15 protein-coding genes are annotated in these 14,426 nt (G+C 68.6%); 3 read left to right on the top strand and 12 right to left on the bottom strand.

Features of this window, described 5'->3' with window-relative positions:
* The 6 genes from ACGFI6_RS02250 to ACGFI6_RS02275 all read right to left on the bottom strand — a co-directional run.
* Window positions 1–648: hypothetical protein (locus ACGFI6_RS02250; protein ID WP_393114652.1), on the bottom strand; the 648-nt coding region annotated here is incomplete at its 3' end.
* A gap of 117 nt (window positions 649–765) precedes the next feature.
* Entirely contained in the window at window positions 766–1,869 is a 1,104-nt protein-coding gene (locus ACGFI6_RS02255; RefSeq protein WP_393114654.1) for a PP2C family protein-serine/threonine phosphatase, read from the bottom strand.
* A gap of 63 nt (window positions 1,870–1,932) precedes the next feature.
* Entirely contained in the window at window positions 1,933–2,760 is an 828-nt protein-coding gene (locus tag ACGFI6_RS02260) for an Fpg/Nei family DNA glycosylase (RefSeq protein ID WP_393114656.1), read from the bottom strand.
* Between the two features lie 162 nt (window positions 2,761–2,922).
* The gene (locus ACGFI6_RS02265) at window positions 2,923–3,390 is read right to left on the bottom strand and encodes a ribose-5-phosphate isomerase (RefSeq protein ID WP_393114658.1); all 468 of its coding nucleotides are present in this window, start codon (window positions 3,388–3,390) and stop codon (window positions 2,923–2,925) included.
* Between the two features lie 17 nt (window positions 3,391–3,407).
* Window positions 3,408–4,166 (bottom strand): hypothetical protein, encoded by a 759-nt coding sequence (locus ACGFI6_RS02270; RefSeq protein WP_393114659.1) that lies wholly within the window; start codon window positions 4,164–4,166, stop codon window positions 3,408–3,410.
* Window positions 4,167–4,247: 81 nt separating this feature from the next.
* Window positions 4,248–4,862: a DsbA family protein gene (locus ACGFI6_RS02275; protein ID WP_393114661.1), complete on the bottom strand. Its 615-nt coding sequence runs from the start codon at window positions 4,860–4,862 to the stop codon at window positions 4,248–4,250.
* Between the two features lie 110 nt (window positions 4,863–4,972).
* On the opposite strand from ACGFI6_RS02275, the gene pepN reads away from it, so the two are divergent.
* Both pepN and ACGFI6_RS02285 read left to right on the top strand, forming a co-directional pair.
* Window positions 4,973–7,540: an aminopeptidase N gene (gene pepN / locus ACGFI6_RS02280; RefSeq protein ID WP_393114663.1), complete on the top strand. Its 2,568-nt coding sequence runs from the start codon at window positions 4,973–4,975 to the stop codon at window positions 7,538–7,540.
* 172 nt (window positions 7,541–7,712) lie between these two features.
* Window positions 7,713–8,150: a hypothetical protein gene (locus ACGFI6_RS02285; protein WP_393114664.1), complete on the top strand. Its 438-nt coding sequence runs from the start codon at window positions 7,713–7,715 to the stop codon at window positions 8,148–8,150.
* Window positions 8,151–8,318: 168 nt separating this feature from the next.
* Here the strand turns inward: ACGFI6_RS02285 and ACGFI6_RS02290 are convergent, their stop codons facing one another.
* Window positions 8,319–9,311: an aldo/keto reductase gene (locus tag ACGFI6_RS02290; RefSeq protein WP_393114666.1), complete on the bottom strand. Its 993-nt coding sequence runs from the start codon at window positions 9,309–9,311 to the stop codon at window positions 8,319–8,321.
* Window positions 9,312–9,557: 246 nt separating this feature from the next.
* On the opposite strand from ACGFI6_RS02290, the gene ACGFI6_RS02295 reads away from it, so the two are divergent.
* The gene (locus ACGFI6_RS02295; protein WP_393114668.1) at window positions 9,558–10,256 is read left to right on the top strand and encodes a hypothetical protein; all 699 of its coding nucleotides are present in this window, start codon (window positions 9,558–9,560) and stop codon (window positions 10,254–10,256) included.
* Here ACGFI6_RS02295 and ACGFI6_RS02300 read toward each other — a convergent pair.
* From ACGFI6_RS02300 to malQ, 5 genes are all read right to left on the bottom strand, one after another.
* Window positions 10,238–10,822, bottom strand: coding sequence for a GNAT family N-acetyltransferase (locus ACGFI6_RS02300; protein ID WP_393114671.1), 585 nt, complete (start codon window positions 10,820–10,822; stop codon window positions 10,238–10,240). The two genes, ACGFI6_RS02295 and ACGFI6_RS02300, sit on opposite strands and share 19 nt — an antisense overlap.
* Window positions 10,822–11,223, bottom strand: a complete 402-nt coding sequence (locus ACGFI6_RS02305) for a DUF5130 family protein (RefSeq protein WP_393114673.1) — start codon at window positions 11,221–11,223, stop codon at window positions 10,822–10,824. Before ACGFI6_RS02305 ends, ACGFI6_RS02300 begins: the two co-directional genes overlap by 1 nt.
* On the bottom strand, window positions 11,210–11,518 hold the full coding sequence (locus tag ACGFI6_RS02310) for a hypothetical protein (RefSeq protein ID WP_393114675.1): 309 nt from the start codon (window positions 11,516–11,518) through the stop codon (window positions 11,210–11,212). The genes ACGFI6_RS02305 and ACGFI6_RS02310 overlap by 14 nt, the downstream gene beginning before the upstream one ends.
* Window positions 11,519–11,623: 105 nt before the next feature.
* Window positions 11,624–12,127 (bottom strand): hypothetical protein, encoded by a 504-nt coding sequence (locus ACGFI6_RS02315; protein ID WP_393114677.1) that lies wholly within the window; start codon window positions 12,125–12,127, stop codon window positions 11,624–11,626.
* A gap of 140 nt (window positions 12,128–12,267) precedes the next feature.
* Window positions 12,268–14,385 carry a 4-alpha-glucanotransferase gene (malQ, locus tag ACGFI6_RS02320; protein WP_393114679.1) on the bottom strand — a complete coding sequence of 706 codons (2,118 nt, stop codon included), beginning with the start codon at window positions 14,383–14,385 and terminating at the stop codon, window positions 12,268–12,270.
* Window positions 14,386–14,426: the final 41 nt, after the last annotated feature.

Here is a 14,426-nt window from a genome sequence, read left to right on the forward strand (position 1 = left end):
CGGAGTGGTCGGCGGAGTGGTCGGCGGAGTGGTCGGCGGAGTGGTCGGCGGAGTGGTCGGCGGAGTGGTCGGCGGAGTGGTCGGCGGAGTGGTCGGCGGAGTGGTCGGCGGGGTGTCGCAGCCTGCTACCCAGAAGACTTTGTGTTTGGTGTCGTTGCCCTGGGAGTCGGGGGCGTGCACGGTGAGCTTCACGTGGTAGCCCTGCTGCGGCTGCGGCGGGCCGGTGAACTTCAGCGTGTACACCACCCGCGCGTCCAGGTCGTTCCCACCGCCGGCGGGATCCCCGCCGATGAACGGATTCAGGTCGCCGGAGACGACCTGCAACCCACCGCCCGCGGTCGGCGGCTGATCCTCGAACAGCACCTGCGCGGAGTACGGCCCGAGGTCGTAGTTGTAGAACTCGACTGTGAACGTACAGCCCTGATGCGGGTTGTTCTCCGGCGGCTTGTCGCCGAGCTCGACCCCGTCGATCTTGATGGTGCCGTTGTTCCCCGCCGCGGCCATCGCCGCGAGCGGAGCGCCGGCCGCGGGAGCCGGTGGCGTCCCGCCCGGCTGCGTCAGCATCACACCGGCGCCGATCAGTACCGTGAGCGCTCCCGCAGCCACCGCGGCAGCGGTCAGCTGAGCACGAACCCCGTTGACGACCATTCCCCGTCCCCTGTTCTGCGTATGGTCATAACCCGGGCGGACATCTCCTCAGCAGTATGGCCTACTCGTTGCCCAAGTCAACGATCCTGGACGCTGACAACGAGAGACTTGCTTGCCTCAGGCATGGGCCATGCGGTGGATGATGACGATCGCGGAGTCGTCACCCGGGCCGCCGGCGGACTTGACCAGCTCCTTCGCGGCACCCAGGAAGCCCTGCCCCACCAGGCGTTCCGCGTGACCGGCGAGCCGGTCGGTACCGCGGCCGATGTCCCGGCGCGGCGTCTCCACCATCCCGTCGCTGTACAGGAACAGCGCGTCCCCGAGCTTCAGCTGCCCGCGGTTCACCTCGAACTCCGGCGCCTCGACCAGGCCGAGCAGCGGCCCGTCCGCGTCCCGCGACTGCCAGCGCCCCGACCACGCGTCGAACTGGATCGCCGGCGGATGCCCCGCCGTCCGTACGTCGAACTCACCGGTCTCGAGGTCGACGACGACATGCACCACGGTCGCGAAGTCGTCGGCCCAGTCCTGCCGTCGCAGGTACCGGTTCGCCGACGGCAGGAACTCCTCCTCCGGTACGACACCCAGCAGGCCGCCGAGTGCGCCGGACAGCAGCAGTGCGCGCGTTCCGGCGTCGATTCCCTTGCCGGAGACATCGACCAGCGCGACTTCGAACACGTGGTCGTGAACTGTCGACACCACGAAGTCGCCCGAGAAGGTCGAGCTCCCTGCGGACTGGATCGCGGCCTCCACCCGCCACCCGGCCGGCAGGCTGGGCAGCGCCTGCTCGCCCTGTGCGGTCAGGGTGTCCCGCAGCTCCATCAGCATCGACTCGCCACGAGTACCTGGTACGCCGAGCCGGCTACGGACCTTCGCACTGGTCAGCACGATCCACCCGGCCAGCGCCAGTACCAGAAGGAACCCGGTCCGCGGCAGTGCGGGCGGCCGGGTCGCCACGACGTACGAACCGAACACCAGGGTCAGAACGACCAGTGCGACCAACTGGCGGAAGCGCGCCAGCAGCACACCGCCGAGCAACAGCGGGATCACCAGCAACGAGGCGGGCAGGATCCGCGGCAGCGCCAGACTGCCCAGGGCGAACACGAGCGACAGCACCGCCAGCCCGAAGAACGCCACCCGCGGCTGCCGGCGGACACGGCGCGCCAGCGCCTCGACCCGGCGGCCGATGCGTCGTATCAGCGCGTAGCCGCCGTTCTTCTTCATGGTGTGAAGAACATAACGGTACCGCCCGGTCCGCGCATCAATTCGCAACACAACCGATAACAGTCAGCTCTTGCGAGTGAGACCGGTCCGTTGACATTTGGGGCACCAGAACAAGTTACGGCCAGCGAGCAGCTTCGTGCGAATCACCGACTGACAGACGTAGCACCGTTGCCCATGGCGCCGGTACACGTACACCTCACCGCCATGATCGTCCTGCCGTGGGTCACGGCCCATCGCCTCGGGCGTGTGGTCCACGGAGACGGTGTCGATCCGGCCGGTCTCCACGCCGTACTTCATCAGCGCGAGCAGGTCGTCCCACATCCCCTGCCACTCGCGCTTCTTCACCACGTTGCCGGGCGTCATCGGGTTGAGCTTGGCGCGGAACAGCACCTCGGCGCGGTACACGTTGCCGACGCCGCTGAGCACGTCCTGGTTCATCAGCAGTTGCCCGATCGGGAGCCTGCTGCGGTGGATCCGCTTCCAGGCGAGCTCCGGATCGGCGTCGTCGCGCAACGGGTCCGGGCCGAGCCGGCCGAGGAGCTTGTCGCGCTCCTGGTCGGTGATGACCTCGCACACCGTCGCACCGCGCAGGTCGGCGTACGCGGTGGCGTTCTGCAGCCGGAGGCGTACTTGACCGACCGGCAGCGGTACCGGTGCCGGCTTGATGTCCATCTTGCCGATCAGGCCGAGGTGGATGTGCAGCCAGCCGGCGCCCTCGAAGTCGGCGAGGAAGTGCTTGCCGTGGGCCTCCGTCTGCCGCAGCAGATGCCCGTCGAGCAGCGCAGCCCCGTCCACGAACCGCCCCTGCGGACTCGACGCCCGAACCAGGCGCCCCCCGAACGCGTCCCAGACATCGTTCGCCAACCGATGCAGCGTATGACCTTCAGGCATGATTCCTCGTATGGGGACGACAGGTGGTTCCAAACCCAACCGCACTGCTCCGGCGACTCCGGCGACGGTCGGGATTGGGCGGAGTATGCGGGCGCGGGACGTTTCGCGGCCCAAGCAGGCGGTCAAGCGGCGGCCGGTGCTTCCGGAGAGCGGCCGGGACGATCAGGGCAGTGGCGGGAGCTCGCCGGTGGACTCGTAGCCGCTCAGCATGTCGATACGCCGGGTGTGCCGCTCCTCACCGGAGTAGTCGGTCGCCAGGAACGTCTCGACGAACCCGGTGGCCTCCTCCTCGGTGTGCATCCGGGCGCCGACACTGATCACGTTGGCGTTGTTGTGCTCGCGGCCGAGCCGTGCGGTGTCGGTGCTCCAGGCCAGTACCGCCCGGACCCCCTTCACCTTGTTGGCGGCGATCTGCTCGCCGTTGCCCGAGCCACCGATCACGATGCCCAGACTGCCTGGGTCGTCGACCACGGCCTGCCCGGTGCGCAGGCAGTACGGCGGGTAGTCGTCCACGGCGTCGTACACCGCCGGACCGTGGTCCACGACGTCGTGCCCGGCAGCCGTCAGGTGCTGCACCAGGTGGTTCTTCAGTTCGAAGCCGGCATGGTCAGAGCCGATGTGCACTCGCATGGCACGCAATCTACTTGTCAGCTGACCTGTGCGCGCACGCCGCCCGGCACAGTCAGCGCCGCGGTCAGCTCAGTCACCGTGGCGTAGGCCTGCTCGTACGGCGTTCCGCACGGGTGCAGTGTGTAGACGGCCACGATCGTGCGGTCGTCCGCGCCGACCGTGCCAGTGGTGTGCAGTGCGTCGCTGACCAGGTCCACCACGGACTCGGGCTTCGTACGGTCCGACTGGTAGCCGCTGGAACCGTGGAAGCCGGACCAGCCCTGCTTGATGCTGAAGCCAGGTGCGAAGACCGACGCAATCCCGAAGTACTGGTCGAAGCCGTCGGTTCCGTTGCGGGTCGCGTGGTGCAGATGCCCCATCACGAACTCACGGACCGGTTGCGGAGCCTCGTCCAGCAGGTACCGGTAGATGCGCACCGTGTCGGCCGCCGTGATGGCGACGTACCCCCAGAAACCCGGGTGGCTGGCCGGTGGGCCTGCCGTGTGCGTCAGCCCGAGCCGCCCGACCATCCGCTCCACCAGGGCCGCGCCGTCGCGCTCTTCCCAGTAGTAGCTGGCCGCGTCGTCGTCGCTGCTGCGCAGCATGACCTGCAGCCGCTCCCGGTCCGCGTCCGGTACGCCGTAGCCCGGACCCCGGTCCCAGAGGAAGTCCAGCGCGATCAGCAGCTTCACCACCGACGCCGAGCGGAACTGCTGGTCGGCGTTCTGCTGGTCGACGAACCGGCCGGCCTCGCGGTCGAACACCGCGATGCCGGCCGTCACCTCACGCAAAGTCATCGGGAACCTACTCACCACTGGACGGAATCCTGAGTGAGCAACTTTCACCGTTGAGACGGCTCCAGTTCAACCCCTGAGGCTTCAGTCGAAGATCGGACCGCGGTCCCGGGTGCGCTTGATCTCGAAGAAGCCCTCGGTCCCGGCGACCAGCCGGACACCGTCCCAGAGCTTGCCGGCCGCCTCGCCCTTGGGTGCCGGCGTCACCACCGGGCCGAAGAACGCGGTGCCCTCGACCGAGATCACCGGCGTACCGACCTCCATACCGACCTGGTCCATGCCGGCGTGGTGCGACTTCGTCAGCGCGTCGTCGTACTTGTCGGTGTCCGCGGCCTCGATCAGCGAAGCCGGCAGCCCGACCTCCTCGAGCGCTTCCTTCACCACGTCGCCCTTGCCGTCGCCGATGCCACGGCCCTCGACGTGGATCCGCTTGCCGAGCGCGGTGTAGAGCGGCAGCAGCACCTCGTTGCCGTGCGCCTGCTCGGCGGCGATCAGCACCCGGACCGGACCCCGCAGGTTGCGCAGGTTGGCCTTGTACTTCTCGTCGATGTCGTCACGTCCGTCGTTCAGGACGGCGAGGCTCATCACGTGCCACGTCGTCTTCACGTCCCGGACCTGCTCGACCTCGAGCATCCAGCGAGACGTCATCCAGGCCCAGGGGCAGGCCGGGTCGAACCAGAAATCTGCAGAGGCAGTCATATTCACCATCATACAAAGTTGAAGAACACAGATACCGTCTTGGTATCCAATACCCAATGTCGGGGGGAAACCCTCGGCGAAGCCGAGAACCAGGTGCATAGGATGCCGACATGCCTGGAACCAACCTGACGCGCGACGAGGCGCGTTCCCGTGCGGGCGTGGTCAGTGACGTGAGTTACGCGATCGAGCTCGATCTGGCCAACGCCCCGACCGGCGCACCGACGTACCCGTCGGTGACCACCATCACGTTCACCGCCGAGGCCGGCGCAAGTACGTTCGCGGATCTGATCGCGGACAAGGTCCGTGAGGTGACGCTGAACGGCGTCACCTTGGACCCGGACACGGTGTACGACGGTGCCCGCCTGCAGCTCGACGGGCTGGCGGAGCGCAACGAGCTCAGGGTGGTCGCCGACTGCCTGTACTCACGGACCGGTGAAGGGCTGCACCGTTCGGTCGATCCGGCCGACAAGGAGACCTACCTCTACACCCAGTTCGAGGTGCCGGACGCCCGCCGGGTGTTCGCCACCTTCGAGCAGCCCGACCTCAAGGCCCCCTTCACGTTCACCGTCTCCGCGCCGGCCCGCTGGGTCGTCATCTCGAACGCCCCGGCCCCGGAGCCGACCCCGTACCAGGGCGAGAACGGCGAGGAGCTGGCCCGCTGGGAGTTCCCGCCGACCGAGCGGATCTCGACGTACATCACCGCCGTGGTCGCAGGGCCGTACCACGTGGTCACCGATGTGTACGAGGGCCCGCACGGGACGTACCCGCTGTCGCTGCTGTGCCGTCCGTCGCTGAAGGACGCGCTCGACGTCGACGACCTGTTCGAGGTCACCAAGCAGGGTTTCGCGCTCTTCGAGGAAGCGTTCGGTACGCCGTACCCGTTCCACAAGTACGACCAGGCGTTCGTGCCGGAGTACAACATGGGCGCGATGGAGAACGCGGGCTGCGTGACGCTCCGCGACGAGTACCTGTTCCGCAGCCGTACGACGCATGCGGAGCTGGAGGCGCGCGCCAACACCGTCCTGCACGAGCTGGCACACATGTGGTTCGGCGACCTGGTCACGATGACCTGGTGGGACGACCTGTGGCTGAACGAGTCGTTCGCCGAGTGGGCCAGCCACTGGGCGCAGGTGGTCGCCACGACGAAGTACTCCGACGCGTGGACCACGTTCTGCAACGCCCGGAAGAACTGGGCGTACCGGCAGGACCAGTTGCCGTCGACGCACCCGATCGCGGCCGACATGATCGACTTCCACGCCGTCGAGGTGAACTTCGACGGCATCACCTACGCCAAGGGCGCGTCGACGCTGCGGCAGCTGGTCGCGTTCGTCGGTGAGGAGACCTTCATCACCGCGCTGAAGGAGTACTTCCACGACCACGCCTTCGGCAACACCGAGCTGACCGACCTGCTGAAGCCGCTGGAGAAGGCCTCCGGGCGGGACCTGGACGACTGGACCGAGCGCTGGCTGCGGACCGCCGGCGTGAACACGCTGCGCGCCGACTTCGCCGTCGACGAGCAGGGCGCGTTCACCTCGTTCGCGATCGAGCAGACCGCGACCGAGAAGTTCCCGGTACTGCGGCCGCACCGGCTCGCGGTCGGTCTGTACCGGCGTACCGACTCCGGCCTGGTCCGGACCGAACGCTTCGAGGTGGACATCGACGGGGCGCGGACCGAGGTCCCGGAGCTGACCGGCGCGACCCAGCCGGACCTCGTACTGCTGAACGACGACGACCTCACCTACGCGAAGATCCGGCTGGACGAGCGCTCCCGGGCGACGCTGGTGGAGTCGATCGACCAGCTCACCGAATCGTTGCCCAGGGCACTCGCCTGGGGCGCGGCGTGGGACATGACCCGGGACGCGGAGATGCCGGCCAGCCAGTACGTCGGCATCGTGCTGCGCGGGATCCGGGCCGAGACCGACCTCACCGGCGTCCGTTCCCTGCTGAACCAGGCGAACAGCACCATCAACCAGTTCGCGGCTCCGCAGAACCGGCCCGCGCTGCGCGCACAGGTCGAGGAGGCACTGGCCGGTCTGGTCGCCGAGTCGAAGCCGGGCAGCGACCACCAGCTCGCGTTCGTCCGCGCGTACAGCTCGGCGGTGTTCTCCGACGCCGGCGCCGAGCGGCTCACCGGCTGGGTCGACGGCCGTGACCTGCCCGAAGGCCTGGTCATCGACACCGACCTGCGCTGGACGCTGATCGTGGCACTGGCCCGGCTCGGCCGGATCGGCGCGGACGAGATCGACGACGAGCTCACCCGCGACACCACCATCACCGGTCAGGAACGCGCCGCGCAGGCCCGCGCCGCGCGGCCGACCGCCGAGGCGAAGGCCGAGGCCTGGCAGATGGCGGTCGAGTCCGAGGACACCCCGAACGAGACCCAGTTCCGGACCATCCTCGGCTTCCAGCAGCCCGGCCAGGAGGACGTGCTGCGGCCGTACGTCGACAAGTACCTGAGCACGGCCAAGGACGTGTACACGCGCCTGGGCTCGTCGATGGGCGAGAACGTACTGGTTGGGCTGTCGCCGCGACACCTGGCCGACCAGTCGGCACTGGACGCGCTGACCAACTGGCTGGCGGCAGAGTCGTCGTCGGTCGACGCCCCGACCCTGCGGTACGTCACAGAGGCCCAGGCCGACCTGACCCGCGCAATCGCCGCTCAAGCCACCGACGTCTGAACCTCTTGCGTCCGAAGAACTGAGGTCTCTGCACCTCAGTTCTTCGGACGTCAACTGCCGGCATGGTAGGACTGGGGCGGTGCCCGCCTCTGACCCCGCCCTGGCCGGTGCGGCAGCTGTTGCGCTGACCGGACTCGCAGACGCGTACCGACCCCGCCCTGTCACTCCTCTGATGCCCTGGCGGTACCCCAACCGCCTCGTGAAGCCGTACGTCGTCACGGCTCGCGGACGGCAGTGGGACGACCAGATGGTCGAGACCGCCCAGGCCACTGCAACCCGGCAGCTGGAGTTCGACGACGCGATGGGATCGATCGGACTCGGCGTCGTCGTCCTGCATCTGGGTGACGACGGCGTCTACCTGGTCGTCCAGAGCTGGGCGAAGGACTTCCAGTCCCGCCTGAGCATCTTCAGCGGGATGGACGTCGACGACCTGCGCCCGGCCCCGATCGGTGCCGCACCGTGTGTCTGGGAGCTCGAAGTACTCAGCCACGAGCGCGCGGCGTACGTCGACCACATCCTGTCCGCGGACGTCGACGTCGACGCCTGGCTCGACGACGCCCTCGACACCCGCCCCCAGCCCCACCCCAACGGCATCCCGTCCGGCATCTAGCCGCTAGGGCGTGTCTCCTGATCCCGCGCCGTAGCGAGGAGGTGCTCGGTGCGGTAGCTCGGCGCGCGGGGGCGAAGGTCTCGATGCGGAGCATCGTGGCCTTTGCACCCGTGCGGCGAGATGCCGTGCCGAGTGCCCCGCAGTAGGCGCGGGATCAGGAGACACGCCCTAGTTGTGGCCGGCGGCGTCGAGCCTGGCGCGCTGGTCCGGGGTGAGCTCGAGGTCCTCGGCTGCGAGGCTCTCGTCGATCTGCGCCACCGAGGACGCGCCCACCAGAGCAACGGTCGGTACCTCACCACCTGTCAGCCAGGAGAGCACCACCTGGTTCGCCGTGGCACCTGTCTCGCTGACAACCTCGTCCAGTGCGACCTTGCGCGCCCTGGTGCCGGCGTGGTCGTACGACTCGTCCAGCGGCCTGTCTGCGCGTACGTACCTGCCACTCAGCAGCGGTGAGTACGCCACCAGCGTCAGACCAGGCTCTGCACGCAGGTAGCTGAGCAGGTTGCCCTCGGCCACACCGATGCTGCCGTCCTTCGAGCGGAGACCACCGAGGTCGGTCCGGGCCCGGAAGTACGTGTGGTGGTACTGCAGCACGTCGTACCCCGGCAAACCCGCCTCCGCGGCCAGTGCCCGGTACCGCTCGATCCGCCAGGTCCAGTAGTTGCTGAGTCCGACCAGTCCGACAGTCCCGTCCTTCGCGAGCGCGCCGAACGTCTCCACCTGCTGCTCCAGCGGTACGGCGAAGTCGTCGATGTGGGCGTAGTACAGGTCGACGTGGTCGCGGCCCAGATTGTCCAGGCTGCGGGCCAGCGACTCCTTGACCACCGCCGGCGCCAGGCCCTCCAGGTGCTCGCTGAGCTGGTTGGCCGGCCGCGGCGGTCGCCCGCCGACCTTGGTCGCGATGGTGACCTCGTCTCCCACCCCGCGGCTCTTCAGCCACCGTCCGAGCAGCTGCTCGGACTCACCGCCCTGTGTCCCGTTCACCCAGAACGCGTAGTTGTTGGCTGTGTCGATGAACGTCCCACCGCGCTCGAGGTAGCGGTCGAGCACCGCGAACGAGGTGGCCTCGTCGGTCGTCGTCCCCATCAGCATCGCCCCGAGGGCGATCCGGCTGACCCGGCGCTGCCGCGCGGGGTCGCTCCCAATCGTCAGATAACGCATGCAGCGAGCCAACCAACTAGACCGCCCTCTAGGTCAAGACATCTGGCGATCGGTGGTTGGACCGATTCGCTCGGTGAGGGTCAAACGATTGTTCGTCGGCGCGCTGTGAGGGGGCGTGTGCGGTGTGCGAGGCCCCTGTGGGGAAAGAGATTCTTGCCACCTGAAAGTGGCTCACTTCTTGGGTCGGGCGGTCTAAGCTGCGACGGATATATCCGTCCAGGGGTGTTCTGGGGAGGGGCCCTTGCCGTGACACGCGTCGATCACCGGAAGCCGCCCGCCAGGGCTGCCCGGAAACAGCAGAAGGCCGCCGCCCGCCAGGGCTCCGCACCGGTACGGTCGCGGAAAGCCCAGCGTTCGCACAGCGCCGTCGGTGCGGCGATCGTGGCCACGCTGGCGATCGTCGCGGTGTTCGCGTTCATCCTGACCCGCGGCACGAGCCCGGATCCGGCGGCCGACGGACTGCGGATGGGGTCAGGGACCGACAACGGTGCTGCGGGGCCGCCCGCTGCGGGCACGAGCCCGACCGGGGGCGCCTCGAAGGGCGACCGCAAGCCACCGGTGTCGAAATCGGCGGCCAAGCCAACGGTCAAACCGACCACCAAGGCCCAGACGACCACGCCGCCGGCGGTGAACACCGGCCCGACCGCGCCGAAGTTCAAGAAGGGCCAGTGGATCGCCGTCCTCGACAAATACCCGGCGAACGCGGGTCAGGGGGCGAAGGACGCCGCGGCGAAGATCACCCGGGCCGGCATCCCCGCGAAGGCGATGCTTGCCGACGGTCAGTACCCGGGACTGGCGGACAGCTCTCTGACCCCGATCACCGGTACCTGGATCGTCTACCTCGGCCCTGGCTCCTCATCGGCGCAGGTGCTGAACCTGTGCCAGGACCCGCGCACGCAGGCGGTCTACCAGACCCCGTGCCCGACCTACGAACCGGCCAGCTGAGGTACGTCGTCGGTCGCGAGCCGGGCGTGCAGGTGCGAGTCGTGCCGTTGACCGGTCGGCTCGACGTAGTAGTCACGCATCACGCCCTCGAGCCGGAACCCTGCGCGCAGCGCGACGTGGCACGATCCCTCGTTGACCAGTGAGTGGTCGAGGGAGATGCGATGCAGACGTGGGCCGTCGGCAGCGAAGGCCCAGCGCGCCGCGGCGTCGAGTGCGCGCGCACCCAGCCGACGGCCACGGGCAGCTGGGCTCACCCAGTACGCCGCGACGGCCTGGTCGGGCACGCGGTGGACGTCTCGGAGCGTGACGCTGCCGAGCACGCGGTCCGTCTCGCGATCCGCGACCGCGAAGACCGCGTTGCCGTGCGCCCAGCCGTCGATCCGCGGCTCCAGCCACCTGCGGGCCCGCAGGTCCGCCGGTGAGCTGATAACCGCCGTACCGGCTGTCCAGCGCAGGATGCCGGGGTCCTGCAGGGCAAGACCCACCGCATTCTCGTCGGACACCACGAACGGCCGGAGCACCACGTCGCCCAACTCGATCCGACGTGGTTCCAGCGCAGGTGCCACTAGAGCTTGTGGGGCTCGTTGTTGGCGTGCAGGAGGGGGGCCTGGTGCGCGTGGGTGCCCAGCTGCTGCACACCGGTGACCAGACCACCGGCGAGGTCGCCGGTGGCGAACGACGTCTGCATGGTCAGCGCGGCCAGACCGGCGGACGTGTCCGACAGCTGCCGCCGGGCCTGCTCGCCGGACACGATCTCGAGGCGGCGGCCGGCCGGGTCGACGTACACCAGGACGGTGTTGTCCGGGTCGTCGAGCTCGTTCAGCAACTCGATCGCGAACGGACGGGTCTCCGAGTCCGCACCGCCGACATACACCGAGAAGTGCAGGCCGGACGCCGCCTCGGCGTTCCGGACCGCGCGCTCGATGTCGTAGAGCTGGTCAGGGGTGAAAGCGTCACCAGCTGGCACTTGCGCCTCCGATGGTGCGGGCGACGCCGCTGCCGGCGGTCGCGGTGGCGCCCGGCGCCCTGTTGTCGCTGTTGCCACTGGTCAGCTCAGGCAGCTCGGGCAGGTGGGCGGGATCGGGCTTGGTCGCGGTCGGGCCGTTGATCCAGACCGGCGGTGCCCACCAGGACAGCCCCGGACGGTACCGCGGTCCGTGCGCGATCGAGGAGGCGAAGACCAGCAGCGCCACGACCGCGATCACCAGCACCGGAATCCCGACGAACACCAGCAAGGAGTGCCCGGACAATTGGTCAATCACGCCCGAAGCCTAGTACGCCCCCACCCCTCCCTCAGTACGCAGGGGTGGGGCCTCCGCAGTTCCCCCAACCACAACCCGCGCGGAGCGCGGCTGTTCTTTCCTTGTTCAGCAACCTCCGCAGTTGTAGTACGTGATGTCCCAGTGGTTGCCTTCGTTGGCGTAGATGTTGCCGGCGCCGGACCTCCACTGCGGATACCCGTCCCCCCGGTCCGCGATCCGGGTGAAGTTGTTGTGCACGTAGTTGGTGACACAGGTAGTGATCGCGACATCGACCTTGTAGCCGTTGCGATGGCTGTACGTTCCACTGGCGTGACCGACCTCGGTCCCACCGGTGATCCGGATCGCGCACGCGCTCGCCTGCCGGAGCGTACGGACGCCGTACACAGTGGAGTCGTTGATGTTCGTGAACGACGTACAGGTGGGGTTGTTCCAGTCGGAGCAGTTGCCGCTCGACGACCACGTGATGCCCGCGGCGCGGAAGATCGCGGTCGCCTGGCTGTGCGTCATCTTGGTCACCGCGGACGCCTGCTCGACCACCACCACAGCGGGCAGCAGGCCGGCCAGGACAGCGACGAGCGGGATGAGGACACGACGGAGCACTGACTTCATGGGGACACTCCTTGTAACGGGGCGGATACCCCACCAAGTGCACGTCCCTGGAAAGATATTGGCAAGACCTCAAGCCAAATGAGAAATTAACATCCCAACACGACCAAGGCGTGGGATTGGGAGACACGCCCTCGGAGCGCTCAGATGTTGAGCGCTCCGATCAGGCGCCGGAGGCGGAGGTTGTTGGGCAGGTCCTCCACCAGGACCGGCTCGCCTTCCGGCCCACCGAGCGGCACCCGCCAGTTCGGGTACTCGTCCGTGGTCCCCGGCTGGTTCTGAGTACGACGCTCCCCGACAGCATCCGTCAGCGCAACACCGACGAGCTTCGCCGGGGTGTGCGCGACGTACCGGTGCAGCGCCTCCACGATCCGCTCCACGTCGCCGTCGGTGTTGCTGAGCAGGTGACGCTCGCGGAGCGCATTGAGCCACGCGTCGCGGTCAGCCTCGTCGACAGCGAGCTCCTCGGCCACAGGTCGCGTCAACAGACCAAGCCGGTTCCGCAGCTCCACGTGGTCGCCTGCCAGATACCCAGCGGTCGGCGGCAGGTCGTGAGTGGTCACCGTGGCCAGGCAGAGCTCCCGCCAACGCTCCGGCGCCAGGGGCTTCCCGTCCGCGTCGCGCTCGAACCACAGCACCGATGTACCGAGAATGCCGCGCTCCGTGAGGTAGTCGCGCACCCACGGCTCTACGGTCCCCAGGTCCTCGCCGATCACGGTGACCCCGGCACGCTGCGCCTCCAGCACCAGGATGCCCACCAGCGCCTCGTGGTCGTACCGCACATAGGTGCCCTCGGTAGGACGCTCCGGCGACGTCACCCACCACAGGCGGAACATCCCGAGGATGTGGTCGATCCGCAGCCCACCACCGTGCCGCATCACCGCCCGCACCAGGTCCCGCCAGGCGGCGTACCCGGTGTCGGCGAGCGCGTTGGGCCGCCACGGCGGCTGCGACCAGTCCTGGCCCTGCTGGTTGAACGCGTCCGGCGGCGCGCCGACGTGGATGTTCGGCGCCAGTACGTTGTGCAGCGCCCACGCATCGGCCCCGTCCGGGTGCACACCGACCGCCAGGTCGTGGACGATCCCCAGCGCCATCCCGGCGGCCTTCGCGCGCGCCTGCGTCCGCCCGAGCTGCTCGTCGAGCTGCCACTGCAGCCAGCAGTGGAACTCGACCGCGTCCGGGTTCTCGTTGCGGAAGGCAACAACCTCCGGGGACACCGGGTCCTGCAGCTCCTCCGGCCACTTGCTCCACTCCGGGCCGTGTACGTCGGCGATCGCGGCCCAGGTGGCGAAGTCGATCAGCCCCTGGCTCTCGCGGTCGCAGTACGCGCCGTACTCCGCGATCCGTCCCACCGACGGCTGGACGCGGAACAGCACCTGCAGCGCCTCACGCTTCGCGGCCCACACGGTGTCCCGGTCGAGCGCGGTCGAGTCCTCGCTCAGCGCCCGCACCTGCAGCGCCAACGCCCGCACCTGATCCCGCTCGGCCGGCGCAAGATCGCCGTACTCGTCGATGTCCTCGATGCGCAGGTAGATCGGGTTCCCGAACCGCCGTGACGCCGGGAGGTACGGCGACGGCTCCATGCGCCCGGACAGCTCGGCAGCGTGCAGCGGGTTCACCAGTACGAAGCCCGCGCCCAGGTCGTGTGCCGACCACGCAGCCAGGTCGCCCAGGTCATGCAGGTCGCCAACACCCCAGGAGCGCCGGGAGCGAACCGAGTACAGCTGGAGCACCCAGCCCCAGGTCCGGTGCAGCTTCTCCGGCTCCAGCTTCCGCGGCGTGACGATCAGTGTGCTGACCGAGATCTCAGGGCTGGTACCGATCCGCGCGCAGAGCCGGTGGTACCCGAGCGGCAGGTCTCCCGGGAGCTGGTACGTCGCTTCGCCGACCTGCACGCCGTCGACCCACTCGGGCTCGACCCAGTGCTCCTGCTGCGGGATGTCCCGGCGCTGACCGCCGTCCTCGAGATCGACCCACACCTCGGCCGTCGACCCGTGCGCCAGGTGCACCGCGAACCACGGGGTCCACCCCTCCCGCATCACCACGGTGGCCGGCAGCGTACGGCGCCAGCGTGTCTGCTGGTGCTCCGCCAGCGCGAGAGCGGCCTTCTCGGGGGTCGACGCATCGACACCGAGCGCCGCGAGCACATCGGCCACGACCTCACTGGAGACGATCACATGCTCGCCCTGCCAGTTCCAGTACTCCGTGGCCACGCCATGGGCCACTGCTAGCTCGACTAGGGCCGGAGTGGGAGCTGTCACCCTGGCGAGTCTGCCGTATCAACAGCGCCAACGGCCAAACG

Origin of the sequence: Kribbella sp. NPDC048928, from assembly GCF_043197975.1 — a bacterium.
In the GTDB taxonomy this organism is placed as follows: Bacteria; Actinomycetota; Actinomycetes; order Propionibacteriales; family Kribbellaceae; genus Kribbella.

Excerpts from the sequence above, each read along its gene's own strand:
- ACGFI6_RS02255 (WP_393114654.1), bottom strand. The coding sequence starts at position 1,869 with ATGAAGAAGAACGGCGGCTACGCGCTGATACGACGCATCGGCCGCCGG.
- ACGFI6_RS02260 (WP_393114656.1), bottom strand. The coding sequence starts at position 2,760 with ATGCCTGAAGGTCATACGCTGCATCGGTTGGCGAACGATGTCTGGGAC.
- ACGFI6_RS02265 (WP_393114658.1), bottom strand. The coding sequence starts at position 3,390 with ATGCGAGTGCACATCGGCTCTGACCATGCCGGCTTCGAACTGAAGAAC.
- ACGFI6_RS02270 (WP_393114659.1), bottom strand. The coding sequence starts at position 4,166 with ATGACTTTGCGTGAGGTGACGGCCGGCATCGCGGTGTTCGACCGCGAG.
- ACGFI6_RS02275 (WP_393114661.1), bottom strand. The coding sequence starts at position 4,862 with ATGACTGCCTCTGCAGATTTCTGGTTCGACCCGGCCTGCCCCTGGGCC.
- pepN (WP_393114663.1), top strand. The coding sequence starts at position 4,973 with ATGCCTGGAACCAACCTGACGCGCGACGAGGCGCGTTCCCGTGCGGGC.
- ACGFI6_RS02285 (WP_393114664.1), top strand. The coding sequence starts at position 7,713 with ATGCCCTGGCGGTACCCCAACCGCCTCGTGAAGCCGTACGTCGTCACG.
- ACGFI6_RS02290 (WP_393114666.1), bottom strand. The coding sequence starts at position 9,311 with ATGCGTTATCTGACGATTGGGAGCGACCCCGCGCGGCAGCGCCGGGTC.
- ACGFI6_RS02315 (WP_393114677.1), bottom strand. The coding sequence starts at position 12,127 with ATGAAGTCAGTGCTCCGTCGTGTCCTCATCCCGCTCGTCGCTGTCCTG.